At 68.2% G+C, this 15,525-nt stretch carries 12 protein-coding genes; 4 read left to right on the top strand and 8 right to left on the bottom strand.

The features are described 5' to 3' along the window. Positions 1-2 precede the first annotated feature (2 nt). Positions 3-857, bottom strand: coding sequence for a flagellar motor stator protein MotA (gene motA, locus G335_RS0104360; RefSeq protein ID WP_018176002.1), 855 nt, complete (start codon positions 855-857; stop codon positions 3-5). 113 nt (positions 858-970) lie between these two features. On the opposite strand from motA, the gene G335_RS0104355 reads away from it, so the two are divergent. Together G335_RS0104355 and G335_RS0104350 are read left to right on the top strand one after the other, a co-directional pair. Then, positions 971-2,353 (top strand): HDOD domain-containing protein, encoded by a 1,383-nt coding sequence (locus G335_RS0104355; RefSeq protein WP_018176001.1) that lies wholly within the window; start codon positions 971-973, stop codon positions 2,351-2,353. A gap of 170 nt (positions 2,354-2,523) precedes the next feature. Continuing rightward, a complete protein-coding gene (locus tag G335_RS0104350) occupies positions 2,524-4,089 on the top strand; it encodes a PAS domain-containing methyl-accepting chemotaxis protein (RefSeq protein WP_018176000.1) in 1,566 nt (521 codons plus the stop codon). A 193-nt stretch (positions 4,090-4,282) separates the two neighbouring features. Here the strand turns inward: G335_RS0104350 and ispG are convergent, their stop codons facing one another. The 3 genes from ispG to G335_RS0104335 all read right to left on the bottom strand — a co-directional run bounded on the left by ispG (position 4,283) and on the right by G335_RS0104335 (position 7,784). Further along, positions 4,283-5,509, bottom strand: a complete 1,227-nt coding sequence (gene ispG / locus G335_RS0104345; protein WP_018175999.1) for a flavodoxin-dependent (E)-4-hydroxy-3-methylbut-2-enyl-diphosphate synthase — start codon at positions 5,507-5,509, stop codon at positions 4,283-4,285. Positions 5,510-5,738: 229 nt separating this feature from the next. Further along, positions 5,739-6,875: a hypothetical protein gene (locus G335_RS0104340; protein WP_018175998.1), complete on the bottom strand. Its 1,137-nt coding sequence runs from the start codon at positions 6,873-6,875 to the stop codon at positions 5,739-5,741. Between the two features lie 54 nt (positions 6,876-6,929). Continuing rightward, on the bottom strand, positions 6,930-7,784 hold the full coding sequence (locus G335_RS0104335; protein WP_018175997.1) for a hypothetical protein: 855 nt from the start codon (positions 7,782-7,784) through the stop codon (positions 6,930-6,932). Between the two features lie 162 nt (positions 7,785-7,946). Between G335_RS0104335 and G335_RS0104330 the strand changes: the two genes are divergently transcribed. Then, positions 7,947-8,561, top strand: a complete 615-nt coding sequence (locus tag G335_RS0104330) for a TIGR02281 family clan AA aspartic protease (RefSeq protein ID WP_018175996.1) — start codon at positions 7,947-7,949, stop codon at positions 8,559-8,561. Between the two features lie 46 nt (positions 8,562-8,607). Beyond that, positions 8,608-9,939: an MFS transporter gene (locus G335_RS0104325; protein WP_018175995.1), complete on the top strand. Its 1,332-nt coding sequence runs from the start codon at positions 8,608-8,610 to the stop codon at positions 9,937-9,939. 64 nt (positions 9,940-10,003) lie between these two features. Here the strand turns inward: G335_RS0104325 and G335_RS0104320 are convergent, their stop codons facing one another. The 4 genes from G335_RS0104320 to G335_RS0104305 form a co-directional block, all read right to left on the bottom strand. Further along, positions 10,004-10,309 carry a type II toxin-antitoxin system RelE/ParE family toxin gene (locus G335_RS0104320; protein WP_018175994.1) on the bottom strand — a complete coding sequence of 102 codons (306 nt, stop codon included), beginning with the start codon at positions 10,307-10,309 and terminating at the stop codon, positions 10,004-10,006. A 9-nt stretch (positions 10,310-10,318) separates the two neighbouring features. Continuing rightward, on the bottom strand, positions 10,319-10,504 hold the full coding sequence (locus G335_RS0104315; protein WP_018175993.1) for an addiction module protein: 186 nt from the start codon (positions 10,502-10,504) through the stop codon (positions 10,319-10,321). A gap of 456 nt (positions 10,505-10,960) precedes the next feature. Further along, on the bottom strand, positions 10,961-14,149 hold the full coding sequence (locus G335_RS0104310) for an efflux RND transporter permease subunit (RefSeq protein WP_018175992.1): 3,189 nt from the start codon (positions 14,147-14,149) through the stop codon (positions 10,961-10,963). Continuing rightward, a complete protein-coding gene (locus tag G335_RS0104305; protein WP_018175991.1) occupies positions 14,146-15,402 on the bottom strand; it encodes an efflux RND transporter periplasmic adaptor subunit in 1,257 nt (418 codons plus the stop codon). The genes G335_RS0104310 and G335_RS0104305 overlap by 4 nt, the downstream gene beginning before the upstream one ends. Positions 15,403-15,525: the final 123 nt, after the last annotated feature.

Here is a 15,525-nt window from a genome sequence, read left to right as displayed (position 1 = left end):
CCTCAGGCCGCCTTCACGTGCTCCTCGAGTTCGGAGAAGCCGGGCCGCAGCTCGCTTTCCATGGTCTTGCGGCCGAATTCAACCGCCACTTGCGGGCTGTACCCCTGAACATTGGCGAGGATGCAGGCCTTGATGCACTGCAGAAACTTCGCCTCTTCCTGGGATCGCGCCTCCAGTGCGGCCGCGGTCGGACCGACGAAGCCGTAGGCCAGCAGGATGCCGAGGAAGGACCCGACCAGGGCCGCCGCTACGTTCATGCCTATCTGTTCGATCGAGCCGCCGAGCGCACCCATGGTGTTCACGATCCCCAGCACCGCCGCCACAATGCCGAAGCCGGGCAGGGCATCCGCCACGCGGTTGACTGCGTGGCTGGGGCGCTCGGATTCCTCGTGATGGGTCTCCAGGTCCACGTCCATCAGGGCGTCCAGCTCGTGCGGGTTCATCGAGCCGGAGATGATCAGGCGCATGTAGTCGGTGATGAACTCGACCGCGTGATGGTCCTTGAGTACCCGGGGATGCGCCTGGAACAGGGCGCTTTCCTCGGGCTCCTCGACGTCGCCTTCGATGCCCATCAGGCCTTCCTTGCGGGCCTTGGTGAACAACTTGTACATCAGCGCGAGCAGGTCGAGGTAGTCTTCGCGCGAGTACTTGGCGCCGCCTTTCAGCAGCTGGGGAAGGGACTTGAGGACCGTGATCACGACCCGGAAGGGGTTGGCGATCAGGAAGGCCCCCAGGGCCGCGCCGCCGATGATCATGTATTCGTATGGCTGCCAGATCACCAGCATGTTGCCGCCGTGCAGCACGAAGCCGCCGAACACGCCGCCGAGCACGATGATGAAACCGAGAATGAGCTTCACTGATGGGATCCCGTGATGTGGGCTCGAATAGGGGTTCTGCGGACCGGTTCACAGTGCCGCAGTTGCTATAGTGACGGGCATAACCATAACGACTCCCCTGCGCGAGGTACAGCATGTCCCTGGACAAGGACGCGCCCTACATGGACGAAGCCGCCCGCCTGGCGGCCGTGGAATGGCCGATCCTCGAGGCGAGCGATGCGGTGTTTGCCGACCCCGACGCCCTGGTTGAGCGCTCGCTGCGCGAACTGGCGCGTTACGCCGAACGCGACCCCGGTCTGAGCCTGCGTTTGGTCCTGCGTGCAAACCGTTCGCGCCGCGGCCTGCGCCAGGAAGTGCACGCGGTGGGGGACGCCATCGCCATGCTGGGGTTGCAGAACGTCCATCAGGAGGCGGCTGCGGCGCCGCGCGTCGAGGACGTGGTTACCCAGCCGCAGGCTTATCGCGAGATGGCGGCGCAATCGCGGCTGGCGGCAATGATTGCGACCGAAATCGCAGGCGAGCGCCACGATACTGAGCCGGGCGAGCTGGCCCTGGCCGCCCTGCTGAATCAGCTCGGCCTGCTCGCCCTGCTGGTGGAGGGCGAGCCGCGCCTGGCCCGGCTGATGGAGATCCTCGAGCTGAATGCGCTTCCGGACGAGGCCAGTTACACCGCACTGGGGTACGCAACGGACGATCTCTCGCGTGCGATGGCGGAACAAATGGAGCTGCCGGAACTGGTGCAGGGGACGCTGCGGGCCGTAAATGCGGCACATCACCGGGCCTTTGAGGTGATGGTCGCGAGTGCCGTGGCCTGGCAGGTCTTTCGCGGTATGGATACCGCGCGTGGTGACCGCGACCTCGCGCTGCTGGCCGGGTTGATGGGTTTGACTGACAAGGAGGCCGCGGACCGGATCAGTGCGGTGATCGAGCGTTTCAACGCGGATGTCGCGGTCTACCATCGTGAACCGCTGGATCCGCAGATACCCGGGCGGGTCTGGCTGCGCGAGCCCCATCGGCCGCGCCTGGCCCTGATGCCGCGGGGCGACCTGCTGGAAGAGGGGATTGGCGCGCTCGAGAAAGAGCCGAACCGCGAGCTGCGCGTACGGCGGATGCTGCGGGTGATGCAGTTCGGTGTAGGCCTGAACCGGGTGGTTTTTGCCCGTCTGTCCCGGGATGGCGAGACGCTGCGTGCCGAGCACCTGGTCGGCACGCTGCACGAGCCGGAGTTTAGTCACTTTGTGATCAACCGTGCGGCGCTCGGCCCGTTGGCGCTGGTCCTGGATAAGGACACGCCGCAGTGGTGGGACCGCAAGCGCATCCATGAGCAGATGCCCTCGGCGGTGCGCAAGCTGACCGGCGGGGTCGACTGTCTCGTCGCGCGCCTGTGCGATGGCGAGCGCGTGCTGGGCCTGGTCTACGCCGACCGGCGTTCGCGTGACCTGGAGCTGACCCCGTTTGCCTTCGAGGGCTTTCGGCGTGTGCTGGCCGCGGCAGCGCGGCCCGTCGAGCCCCGGTAGGCCGCCGCCGGGCTGCGATTCAAGTTCGGGGCATCCGGGTCGATACATCCGTAAGAGCGAATATATTCGCCGGGGATCATCCTCGAGGGCGTGGGTCGCAGCGAACGGCCCGCGCGAATTTTGATTGCCGGACACGTCCTGTTCGGCACACAAGAATAAGGAAGTACGGCATGCGCAAGAATCTTCCCGTCACCCAGACGGACTATTCGCTCGATCGGCATGGGGATCTGATCTCGGCCACGGACGAAAAAGGCCGCATTCGCTATGCGAACGACGACTTCGTCGAGGTCAGCGGCTTCGACTGCGCGGAGTTGGAGGGGGTTGCACACAATATCGTGCGCCACCCGGACATGCCGGAGGCCGCCTACGCGAACATGTGGGCGACCCTGAAGGCCGATGGGGCCTGGATGGGCATCGTCAAGAATCGGCGCAAGAACGGCGATCATTACTGGGTGGACGCGTTTGTCACCCCCGCCTACGAGCACGGCCGCAAGACCGGCTACGAGTCGGTGCGGGCGATCCCGGAGCGCGAACATGTGGCACGCGCCGAGAAGGTGTATGCCGCGATCAACCGGGGGCGGAGCTTCGCACGGCGCTGGTATCACGGCCTGACCTGTCGTCTGGCGGGCACCTGGATCGTGGGCGTCCTGCTGGCACTCGCCGTCGTGTTCTCGGCGTCTTCGCCTGTGGTGCAGGCGGCCCTGCTGGTGCTGATCTTCGCCGTCGGCGGCGTGGCGTCGCTGGTGTTTACCTCCGGGGTGCGCCAGGCGGTCAAGCGCGCCCAGGCCCAGTTCGACAACCCGGTCATGGAGGCCATCTACACCGGACGGCGCGATGACAGCGCCTCGCTGGAACTGGTACAGCGCTTCGGCGAGGCCAAACTGCGCACCGTGCTGGGCCGCATCGAGGACAAGGCCGAGGCGGTGAGTGACGATGCCCACTCGATGGCCAGCAGCGTGGACCAGACGGCCGCCGGCGTGGAGCGCCAGCAAAACGAGATCGACCAGGTCGCCACGGCGATGAACGAGATGACCTCGACCATCCAGGAGATGGCGAGCAACTCCGCGCGCGCCGCCGAGGCCGCCAACAACGCCGAGAAGGAAACCGGGGCCGGTCAGGATGTCGTGAACGATACGGTTTCCGTGATCAACCGCATGGCAGCGGAGGTCGAGTCCACGGCCGAGAAGCTCGGCAAGCTGGAGGCGAGCACCGTGGAGATCGACAAGATCCTGAGCGTCATTCGCGAGATCGCCGAGCAGACCAACCTGCTGGCGCTGAATGCCGCGATCGAGGCCGCCCGCGCCGGGGAACACGGCCGCGGGTTCGCCGTGGTGGCCGACGAGGTGCGCAGCCTGTCGCAGCGCACCGACGAATCCACGGTGACCATTCGCAATATGATCGAGAGCCTGCAGTCCGGGGCGCGCGAGGCCATGTCCGCGATGCGTGCCAGTCAGGAGCGGGCCGCCGACGGGGTGGAGAAGGCCCAGGCGGCGGGCGATTCACTGACCAGCATCCGCGAGGCCGTTGGCCAGATCACCGAGATGAACACCCAGATCGCCACCGCGGTCGAAGAGCAAAGTGCGGTCTCCGAGGAGATCAACCGCAACGTGACGTCCATTCGCGATGTGGCCACCGAGACCGGCTCCGTCTCTGCCCATGCCCGCGATGCCAGTGCGCGGATGCAGGCCGAGGCCGCCGAACTGAAGGCGCTGATCCACCGCTTCGAACAGAAGTAAGCCGAGCCTCGATCGGGCCGTTATCGACTCGGTAGGGGTTGGAGCGGTGGTGTCGAGCCTGCGTGGCGATGGCGGGCGGAACCGCGTTGGCACGCAGTGGGCAGGATGCGTTGAGCGCAGCGAAACGCATCCTGCAAGTTCATGTGTCGCCAGAGGCCCTGATGTTCTCTGTGCCTCGTGGTTAACAGGAACGTCAGGCGGTCTGGCGGTAGCGGCGTTCGATGTAGGCCTCGACGCGCGCCTGGAATTCTTCGGCGATGTGGTCGCCCTTGAGGGTAACGGTCTTCTCGCCGTCCTCGTAGACCGGGGCGACCGGTTGTTCGCCGGTGCCGGGCAGGGAGATGCCGATGTTGGCGTGCTTGCTCTCGCCGGGGCCGTTGACCACGCAGCCCATCACCGCGACGGTCATCTCCTCCACGCCCGGATAGCGTTCCTTCCAGGTGGGCATCTGGTGGCGGATGTAGGTCTGGATGTCCTGCGCCAGGTGCTGGAAGTATTCGCTGGACGTGCGTCCGCAGCCGGGGCAGGCAACCACCGACGGCAGGAAGCTACGCAGCCCCATACTCTGCAGGATCTCCTGGGCGACCAGGACCTCGCGGGTGCGGTCGCCGCCGGGCTCCGGTGTCAGCGAGATACGGATGGTGTCGCCGATGCCCTGTTGCAGCAACACCGACAGCGCGGCGGTCGAGGCGACGATGCCCTTGGCCCCCATGCCGGCCTCGGTAAGCCCCAGATGCAGCGGGTAGTCGCAGCGTGCGGCCAGGTCCTGGTAGACCGAGATCAGCGGCTGCACGCCGCTGACCTTGGCCGACAGGATGATGCGGTCATGCGGCAGGCCGATACGTTCGGCCTCGGCCGCGCTCTCCAGCGCCGAGGTGATCAGGGCCTCCTGCATCACCGCTTCCGGTGACAGGGGTTCGGCGCGCTCGTTGTTCGCGTCCATCATCCGCGCGAGCAGGGCCTGGTCGAGGCTGCCCCAGTTCACGCCGATGCGCACCGGCTTGTCGTACTCGCAGGCGGTCTCGATCATGGCCGCGTACTGGCTGTCGCGCTTCGAGCCGCGCCCGACGTTGCCCGGGTTGATGCGCAGCTTGGCCAGCGCCTGCGCGCACTCCGGGTATTGAGTCAGCAGCTTGTGGCCGTTGAAGTGGAAGTCCCCGACCAGCGGCACGTCCAGTCCCATCGCATCCAGGCGTTCGCGGATCTCCGGTACGGCCTTCGCCGCAGCCTCGGAGTTCACCGTGATGCGCACGACCTCGGAGCCGGCGCGCGCGAGTTCCGCCACCTGCACGGCGGTGCGCAGGGCGTCCGCGGTGTCGGTATTGGTCATCGATTGCACCAACACTGGGTGGTCGCCGCCGACGGTGACGTTGCCGACGCGGACGGGGACGGTCTTGTGGCGCTTGGGAATCGTATTCATCAGTAGGCGCGGGCGCGAGGTAACGGTGTGCGGAGTGTAACGCAGCACTGCTCGACTGCCGAGAAACTGCAGGCCCCAAGTCGTAATGTCCCTGTCATGGCGAGGCCCCGCAGGGACCGTGGCCATCTCCTGACGCAGCCCCGACGCTTCGCCTCGGCCCGACGCCGGGGTCACCCCCGGAGATCGCCACGTCGCTGCGCTCCTCGCGATGACGGTGCTCGTTTTCCCGTCATGGCGAGGCCCCCGAGGGGCCGTGGCCATCTCCGGACGCAGCCCCCGACGTTGGTCCTGGTCGGCGCCAGGGCTGGAAGGTGTTCTCGACCGCGGCGCGACTGGCCGTGTGCCGGGCCTCGACGCGCGCGTCGATGGCCTGCTGCCAGGCCAGGCGGGTCTCGGCGTGCAGGGCGTCCAGGGCCTCGTGCAGGGCCTGCTCCAGGTCTTCGCGGTGGCGGGTCTCGTCGAGCCGCAGAAGCAGCCAATCCACGCCGATGATCGTGGCCCCGGCAGCGGTGATGCCACAGCCCAGCGAGAACGGACCGCTCCAGGCGCAGACCCCGGCACCAAGGGCGCCCGCGCGGCCGGCGCGACCGAGGCTGCGCGCCAGCCCCGCCTGCGTGGCGCGGGCGGCCAGCCGGGCCTGCACGGCGCGCGCGATCAACGGGGTCGCGAGCCCGGTGCCGGCGGCGGCCGTGGCCGCCAGGCCGGTGCGCTGGTCGAAGCGCTCCAGGTCGATATCCAGCGCCGCGTGCAGGGCGTGGCCGCGTTCGATCTCGGCCGCTGAGCCCCCGCCGGCGCGCGGCGGTGGGCTCGGGATGCGCGCGTCCGCGAGGCGGTCGGCCAGCTCCAGACGCCAGGCGTCGCGGACCTGGCGTTGTTGCTCGTCCAGACCCCATTCGACGCGGGTGGCCAGGTCCTGCAGGGCGCGCTCCCACAGCGCCTCGGGCAGCAGGCGTTCGCGCAGCATCCGCGCGGGGGCATTCGGTTCGGCGTCACCCAGCCACTGGGTCCCGCGCACCCACAGGCGCATGTATTCGGCGCCCAGCGAGTAGTACCAGTCCGCGACCTCGGGGACGCGGTCGTGCAGTTCCGCGAAACGGGCATCGAGTTTGGTATCCACGCGGCCTTGCCAGTGGTCCCGGGCCTCGGCGTCCCCCGCCTCCAGCCATTCGAGCGTGAAGCGTTCGAGGCGGGTGAGGCGTTCTTGATCGACCTGGTAGCGCTGCTCGCCGAGTTGCAGGGTCAGCGGCGCGGCCTCTTCCCAGCTGCGGGGTTCGTGCTGGCTGGCCAGCCACAAAAGGCTGGTGCTGGCCAGCAGGGTCAGGACCAGCCAGGTCCAGGCCGTATGCCACCCCGCCGTCATCGCCATGGCCGGGTGCCGGTTGGGGCTTGCGGGATGCACGACGGCATGGCGGGGTCCGCGCTACTCGATGACGGGGGCGTTGCGCGGGTCGCCCAGGGTGTCGTTCGTCGGGCGCAGCGGCAGCAGGCCGTTGGCCAGGAGCAGGAAGCCGAGGGCCAGGAAGGCCTGTTCCGCGAGCACCAGCAGCCAGCCGAGCAGGGCCGGCAGGGATTCCACACCCTGCGGGAACCATTGCTGGCCCAGCCACAGGCGCAGGGCGTCCTGGGCGGCGGCGAGTTGCAACCCGGCCTCCAGCAGATGGCTGCGCGCGGCCTCCTGGTGGACCAGGAACCAGACCGCCTGTTTCAGCGAGGCGCCGGTCAGGTCGGGGTACCGGGCCAGCAGGGCCAGCGCCAGCAGGGCGACGATCAGCAGCAGGCCCGTGAGCCGCAGGGCCCCGCGGCGGACCAGTTCCGGTGCGAACTGCGGATGGGCATGGCCGCGCAGCAGGCGGGCGAACAGGGCCTCGCTGATCACCAGCACGAAGCCGGCGACCAGCAGGGCGGCCCAGACCTCCTGGGTCGGGATGCGCGCGAGGGTGATCAGCAGCAGTCCGCCCAGCAGCGCGCCGATGATCAGGTGCCGCAGGGCCATCAGCGGCCCGCCCCGCAGGCGCCGAGGCCATTGGCTGGTCGGCTCCAGGTAGCCGCGCAGGAAGGCCGCGCGCCGTACCCGGTGGCGCCGGAAGCCGCCATGGGCGATCAGCAGGGTGACACCGATCCACAGCGCCATCACCCCGGCCTCGGGCAGGACCCGCAGGTTCATGTGCATCAGCCACAGCCCGATTACCAGCAATGTCACGGTAAAGGCATGGCGCAGGGCGATATGCCGGGTCGGGGGTGGGCTGGACGCGGTGGACGAGGATGAACGGGACACGGGGACTCCAGGAGGATATGCACGCCCTGATGGTAGCAGGCGCGGGGGTTGTCGCCTGGCGTTCCGGTTTCGTTCAGCCGGAGGGGCTATAACAGCGGCATGACTTGGACTCGTCTCGCTCGATACTGTTCGCCGGCCGTGTTCGGTCTGGCGGTGTGGCTAATGCTGTGGTGGCCGGCCTCTGTGGCCGCGGAGGAACTGCGCTTGCATGCGGTGTTCGGGGATCGCGCGGTGCTGTCCGTGGGGGACGAGCGCGCCGTGGTCTCCACCGGCGAGTCCGGCCCGGGCGGGGTGCGGGTCCTGCGCACGCGCCCGGGCGCGGCCCTGGTGGAGTACGGCGGCCGACAGCATGAGCTGCGGGTGCAGCAACGGGCGGCCCCGGCGCGGCCGGTCGGGCCGGCGGAGGGAGGTGTCGAGGTGCGGGTGCATCGGGATTCGCGCGGCGAGCATGCGCTGACCGCCGGGGTGAACGGTACGGCCGTTACCGTCGTCGTCGATGCGCAGGCTGACTCGGTGTTGCTGCGTGAGACCGATGCCGAGCAGGCCGGGATTGACGCCGATCAGGGGCGCTCGGTGCGCATCCGCGACGTCCGGGGCACGCAGCATGGGCAGCGCGTCCGGATCGAGCAGTTGCAGGTGGGCGCGCTACGCCGTTCGGGGGTCAGTGCGATCGTGTTGCCCGACGATGCACTGCCGCGCTCGCGTCTGGGCCGCAGTTTCCTCGAGCACTTCGCGGTCGAAACGGACGGCGATGCCGTCGTGATCCGCGAGCGCTGAGGAGGTGGGTTAGCATGTGGCCCGTCATGACCCCCGAGATTCCTGCATGCCGCTGATTCGGCGCCACCCCGAGAACGCGCCCGCCCCCCGGCGCGAGATCTTCGGCTGGGCGATGTTCGACTTCGCCAATCAGGCCTACACCTTGTTGATCATCACGGTGATCTTCGGCGACCTGTTTACGCGGGTGATTGTCGGCGATGCCCCGGATTATCGTCTCGGTAACCTGTTGTGGAGCGTGGCCCTGGCGGTCAGCTACGCGATGGTGATCGTGGCCGCACCGTTTGCCGGGGCGATCATGGATGCCACCGCCTCGCGCAAGCGTTTCCTCGCCGCCTCGTGGGTGCTGACGATCATCACCACCGCGTTGTTGTACTTCGTCGAACCGGGGCTGGTGTTCTTCGGCATGGCGCTGATCATCGCCTCGAACTTCGGCTATGCCATCGGCGAGTCCTTCATCGCCAGCTTCCTGCCCGACCTGGGGCCACCGGAGAAGCTCGGCTGGATCTCGGGGCTGGGCTGGGGTCTCGGGTATATCGGCGGGTTGGTGGCGACCGCCTTTGCCCTGGGGCTTCTGGGCGAGGTGAGCGCGGAGAACTTCGAGCGCATTCGCTGGGTCGGGCCGTTCGCGGCCGCGTTCTTCCTGGTCTCGGCGCTGCCGACCTTCCTGTTCCTGAAGGAGCGCGGTACCCGTCGGCGCATGGCGCGCAACGTCCAGCTGGGGCTCGGCTGGAAGCGGGTGAAGGCCTCGCTGGTCACGCTGGGCGAGCGCCGCGACCTGCGCGCGCTGTTCGTGTCCATCTTTTTCGTGATGGCCGGGATCTACATCATCATCGCCTTCACCTTCATCTATGGCGCGCAGGTGATCCAGTGGGACGAGCCGACGCGCGTGATGATGTTCGTGGTGACCCAGATCACCGCGGTGATCGGTGCCGTGGGCTTCGGGTTCCTGCAGGACCGCGCGGGGCCGGTGCGCATCTATCGCATCACGCTGGTGCTTTGGGCATTGGCGGTGCTGGCGATCTTCGCCACGCCGACCATCGCCCAGTGGCTGAGCGTGCTGCTGGGACGACCGGTGGAGGCGCAGATGGTGTTCCTCGGCGTCGGCATCCTGGCCGGGCTTTGCCTCGGTTCGGCGCAGTCCGCCGGGCGTGCGCTGGTGGCGCTGATGGTTCCGGCGCGCGAGGCCGGGCGCTGGTTCGGGTTCTGGGGGCTGGCGTCCAAGGCCGCGGCGATCTTCGGCCTGCTCGGCATCGGGCTGCTCCAGGTCTGGCTGGGCCTCGAGAACGCCATCCTGTTCTGCCTGTTCCTGTTCCTCGCCGGGCTGCTGGCGTCCATTCCCATCCGCCTCGCCGACCGCCGCCAGGCCGCGGCGGTTTGATTCGCCACGAAACACACGAAGGCCCTTCTTCGTATCTTCGTGCGCTTCGTGGTGGAAATTCGAGCTACTCGTCTGGATCGCTCAGGCGTGTGGCGAGATGACCCGGGGCCTGGCGGCAATCGAGGATGGCGTAGACGCGGATGATTTCGTCATCGACCCGATAGTAGATCGCGAAGGGGAAGCGGCGGGAAAGCAGACGATGGAAACCATGATGCTGCTCGTGCACGCCGGCGTACAGGAGCAGGGAGTCGATGTCGGAAAAGAGGGCATCGAGGAAATACTCGCCCAGCCCCGGTGACCGGGAGGTGTAGAACGCAGCACCTCGGGCCAGGTCCTCTTCCGCCGCGTCGAGGAGTTCGATCAAGCGCAAGGCAGGCCGTTACCCGTTGCGCAGGCGTCGCTTGGCGTCGTCCCAGGGGCGAAATCGGGCCTCACCGCTGGCGGCGGTCGCCTGGCGCTGTTCCAGCACGTCGCGATGCCAATTGGGGACCGGGACATCCGCCGGATTACGCGCCAAGTCTTCCCACAGCTCCTCCATGGCGCGGAGCTTTTCGGTCGTGGTCATTTGGTCGAGAGCGAGGGATGCAGTCACGTGTAACTCCCTTCAAACATACGAATCCAGTATAGCCCGTCGGCTGAGTACACGCCGTCGGGCCGGTCTCGTTTGATCAACCACGAAGCGCACGAAGCGCACGAAGGGCACGCGAAGGGCGATTGCACCACAGAGGACACGGCATACACAGAGGACACGGCATACACAGAGAAAAGCGAAGACAGTTTCGAACCGGGCAGGATGCCGATGCCGTGGAGCCAAAGGAAGCGCATCAATGCCCGCCACTGGTCTGACTGGACCACTCACCGTTCTTCTCGCCCCAGCTTTTCGGCCCCCTGGCCCGCCATCCGATTTCTCCGTGCCTTCCGTGCCCTCTGTGGTGCAACCCGCCCTTGACCTTGACCTTGACCTGGCCCTTCTTCGTGCGCTTCGTGGCGGGAGTACAAAGCCACGGGTGGGCGCGGAGGGCTATTCGGTGGCGTGGTGGGTGGTGGTGGCGCCGCGATCGAAGCGGCCTTCGTAGAGGCGCAGCAGCGCGGGGATCACGAACAGCACCAGCACGGTGGCGATGGCCAGGCCGAAGACGATGGAGATCGCCATCGGGATCAGGAACTGGGCCTGGACCGAGCGTTCGAACAGCAGCGGGGTGAGGCCGGCGATGGTGGTGACCGAGGTCAGGATCACCGCGCGCAGGCGCTGGCAGGCGGCCTCGACGATCGCCTCCTGCAGGGCCAGCCCGGCCTCGCGCAGGCCCTGGTAGAAGCTCACCAGGATGATCGAGTTGTTGACCACGATCCCGGTCAGGCCGAACAGGCCGAACAGCGACAGGATGGTCAGCTCCACGTTCAGGATCCAGTGTCCGAGCAGGGCGCCGAGGATGCCGAACGGGATGATCGCCATCACGATCAGTGGCCAGCCCCAGGAGCCGAACACCCAGGCCAGGGTGATGTACATCAGCCCCAGCGCCAGGATCAGGCCCGTGCGCATGTCGGCGAACGTCTCGGCCTGGTCGGCTGCACGCCCCTCGAAGGAATACTCGATGCCGTAGCGTGCCGCGAGGTCGTCCAGCGGGCCGTCCTCCAGCGCAGCACGGATGCGCGCGGCGTTGTTCACGCTGCGGTCGACCTCGGTGGAGACCTGGATGGCCAGGCGGGTATCGGCATGGCGCAGGGTCTCGAAGCCCTGGCGCGAGCGCAGATCGACCACGCTGCCCAGCGGGGCGAATTCGCCGCTCGGCAGGCGCAGGTTCAGCCGCTCCAGGCTCTCGCTGGAATGGCGTTCGTGATCCGGCAGGCGCACGCGCACCTCGACCTCCTCCAGTCCGTCCTGGTAGAGCTGGGCGAGGTGGCCGTCGAAGGCGTCGCGCAGCTGGGCACCGACCGATTCGGTGGTCAGGCCCAGGGCGCGGCCCTCCGGCTTGACCTGGAACACCAGCTGTTCGCGGCCGAACGGGGTGTCGTCGTTGGTGGCGAAGGTGCCGGCGAAGTCGTCGAAGATATCCGCCAGTTCCAGTGCCGCATTTTTCAGCACATGCGGGTCGTCGCCGGTCAGGCGGACCTCCAGATCGCGTCCTGGCGGGCCGGTCTGGCGCTCGTCGATGCTGAAATTCTCGATGCCCGGGGCCTGGCGCACGCGCTCCTCCCAGGCCTGGATGAATTGGCGGTTGCGCACCTCGCGCTGTTCCGGCGATGCCAGTTCGACCTGGATGTTGCCGAACTGGTCGCCGCGTGGGGCGTTGCCGTCGCCGGGGTCGATCCCGCGCCCAAGCCGAGTCACCGAGGCGCGCACCAGGTCGCCGCCGAGCTCCTGTTCGGTCTCCGCCAGGGCCTCCTCGACGTGGATCAGGAAGGCCTCCACCCGCTCCGGCGGGGTGCCGGCGACGAAGTTGACGCCAGCGTTGACGATGGTGCCCTCCGGCGACGGGAAGAAGGTGAAGCCGATGCGCCCGCTGGCGGCCAGGCCGATGGCCAGGATCAGAGCGCCGACGGCCAAGGCAAGAGTGGTGCCGGAATGATTGACCGAGACCGTGACCGCGCGGCGGAAGGCGCCGTTGCGGAAGCCCTCGAAGCCGTTGTCGAACCGCTCGCGCAGGCTGCCCGGGCGCGGCGGCTTGAGCCGGTGCATCACGCCCTTGAGGTGTGCAGGCAGGATCAGGAAGGCGATCAGCAAGGTGGCGACAATGACGCAGATCACCACCAGCGGGATGTCGAACAGGATGTTGCCGATGATCCCCCCGATCAGCATCAGCGGCAGGAAGGCGGCGACCGTGGTGAGCGAGGCGGCGATCACCGGGCCGACCATGCGCCGGGCCCCGTCGCGCGCGGCACGGCTGGCCGACATTCCGCGCTGGTGCAGGCTGTAGGCGTGCTCCGAGACCACGATGGCGTTGTCGACGATGATCCCCAGCGACATGATGAAGCCGAACAGCGAGATCATGTTGATCGAGCCGCCGACCACCCACAGCACCACGAAGGCGGCGGTGAACGCGATCGGGATGCCCAGTGCCACGCGCAGGGCGATGTGGCGGTTGAGGAACAGGAACAGGATTGCCAGGACGAGCAACAGGCCACCCAGACCGTTTTTCAGCAGCAGCGTGATGCGCTCGGACAGGAGCTCCCAGAAGGCATCGGTGACCTGTAGATCAACCTCGGGCGGCAGGGCGGGGCGGGTTTCGGCCAGCCAGTCCTCCAGCACCTGCGCGGCGGCGAGGGAGTCGCCGGTCTCCGAGCGCAGCAATTGCATCTCGATCGCCCGCTGGCCGTTGGCGCGGACGCGTACCTGCCCGTCGCGATGGCGCAGGTCCAGGGTCGCGATATCGCCCAGGGTCAGGCGCCCCAGCTCGCCATCGCCGCGCAGTACCAGGCGCTCGAAGCTGACGATGTCGCGCGCTTGCTCCAGGCTGCGGATCTGGCGTGCGGTGTCGTCGCGACCCACCGAGCCGGCCGGCAGGTCCTGCGCCATGGCGCGGATCTGCTCGCCGATATCCGCGAGCGTCATGTCCAGGCGGTAGAGCGTTGCGGATGGCACCTGGATGGCCATCTCGTCCTCGGTCAGGCCGGTGAACTCGATGCGCGCGATGCCGGCATCCAGCAGTTCGCGTTCGAACTGACGCGCGAGGATGCGCAGTTGCTGCGGGTCCTCGGGGCCGGTCAGCAGCAACCGCGCCACCGGCTCGTAGCGGATGATGCGGGTGACCACCGGGGTCTCGGCGGCCTCTGGCAGGTTGCGCTGCTGGTTCACACGGTCGTTGACCTGCTCCAGCGCCAGGGTCATGTCGGTCCCGGCCTCGAACTCCATGGTGACCACGCCGATGCCCAGTGCCGAGGTGGAGGTCATGTTGCGCAGGCCGTCGACGGTGCGCAGGTCCTGCTCCAGCGGGTCGACGATGGCGCGTTCGACATCCTCCGCGCTGGCCCCCGTCCAGGGCACTTCGACGGTCACGAAGTCGAGTTCGAAGTTGGGGAAGAACTGGGTGTTCAGTTTGGTCAGGGCGAAGGCCCCGGCCAGCAGCATCAGTGCAATCAGCAGGTTGGCGGCGAGGCGATGCTCCAGAAACAGCTGGATCGGGCCGCGTGGAGGCCCGTCGTGTTCCTGCGCGCCGCCACCAGGCATGGGCTGCCCGGATTCCGGCGCGCTGCCGGTCTCCGATTCGCTCATCGGCCGGAATCCTGTTCTTCAACCTCGACCCGCAGGCCATCCACGGCATTCGGCAGGCGGGTGGCGATCAGGGTGTCGCCAGCGGCGATCGCGTCGCTGCGGATCAGGGCGAGGGTGTTGCCGTCCGCGTCGATGAAGTCACCCAGACGGTCCACCTGCAGCGACTCCAGGCGGCCGTCGACCACGCGGAACACGCGGTCGCGCCCGAACAGGGACTCGAACGGAACGGCCAGGCTGTCGGGCTCCTCGGGCAGCTGCAGGCGCAGCTCGACGAATCGATTCAGCGGTAGGCGCTGGCCGCCCGAGCGAACCTCGAACACCCCGCGCATCCCGGAGTCGCCGCTGCGGGTCTCGCCCTCCAGGCGCGCGAGCTCGGTCTCGATCTCGTGGCCGCCGACCGTCGCGTGCGCGGGGAGGGATGTGCCCTCCTGCAGCAGGGCCTCGACCCGGGCGACCAGGTGCTCAGGGAGGCTGGCACGAATCTCCAGATCGTCCACGGCGTACAGCCTCAACAGCGGGTCCCCCGGCCGGGCGCGTTCGCCAGTGGCAACCTCGACGTCCACGATGCGGGCGTCGAAGGGGGCGCGGATGGTGGTGCGTTCCAGGTCGATCGCGGCCTGCGCCTCGGCGGCGCGGGCGCGCGCCAGGCGGGCCTCGGCCTGGGCCCGGCGCATCGGGGCATCGGCCACGGCCTGCTCGCGGCTGTCCACGGTGATGCTGGCCTGTTGCAGGCGTTCGCGCGCGGCATCGACGTCGGATTCGGAACCGAGATTGCGTCCGCGCAGGTCGCGGGCCCGTTCCAGGCCGCGCTCGGCGATCGCCAGCAGTTCGCGTTCGCGGCGCAGGGCCTCGCGGTCGAAGCGCGCGCGCAGTTCCTCGCTCTCGACCGCGCCTTCCAGTTCCTGGCGTTCGGCCTCGCGCTGGTCCAGCAGGAGCTGGGCCTCGCGCGGGTCGATGCGGACGAGGGCATCGCCCGACGCCACCCGCTGTCCTGCGCGCGCCGGCACGTCTTCGATCTCGCCCTCGACCGCGGCACGCAGCAGCGCATCGCGGGCGGACTGGCTGCGTCCGTTCAGCATGATGCCCGGGCGGTGGGTGCCGGGCTCGGCGGTCAGACCCTGCACCGGCCAGGTGCGTTCGCTGGCCTCCGGCGGCGGGGCCGAGGGCCCGGTCGCGCGCAGAATCATGAATCCCACCACCGCGACGGCGAGGATCAGGACAGGGAGGATGGCTCGGCGGAGGGCGCGCGGCATGGGTATCTCGGTTGTGTTCGCGGTACTGGCAAGCCGGGTGTGGCTCGTCGCTTGGAGAAGCCCGCGGGCCGGAGGTTCCCGCAGCGGGCCACATCATACCATCGCGGTTTGTGGGGGAACCCC

It is taken from the genome of Thioalkalivibrio sp. AKL8 (assembly GCF_000380525.1).
Lineage (GTDB): Bacteria > Pseudomonadota > Gammaproteobacteria > Ectothiorhodospirales > Ectothiorhodospiraceae > Thioalkalivibrio > Thioalkalivibrio versutus.
Note: the sequence above shows the minus strand (reverse complement) of the source record. Positions and strands in the feature narration are given on the sequence as shown.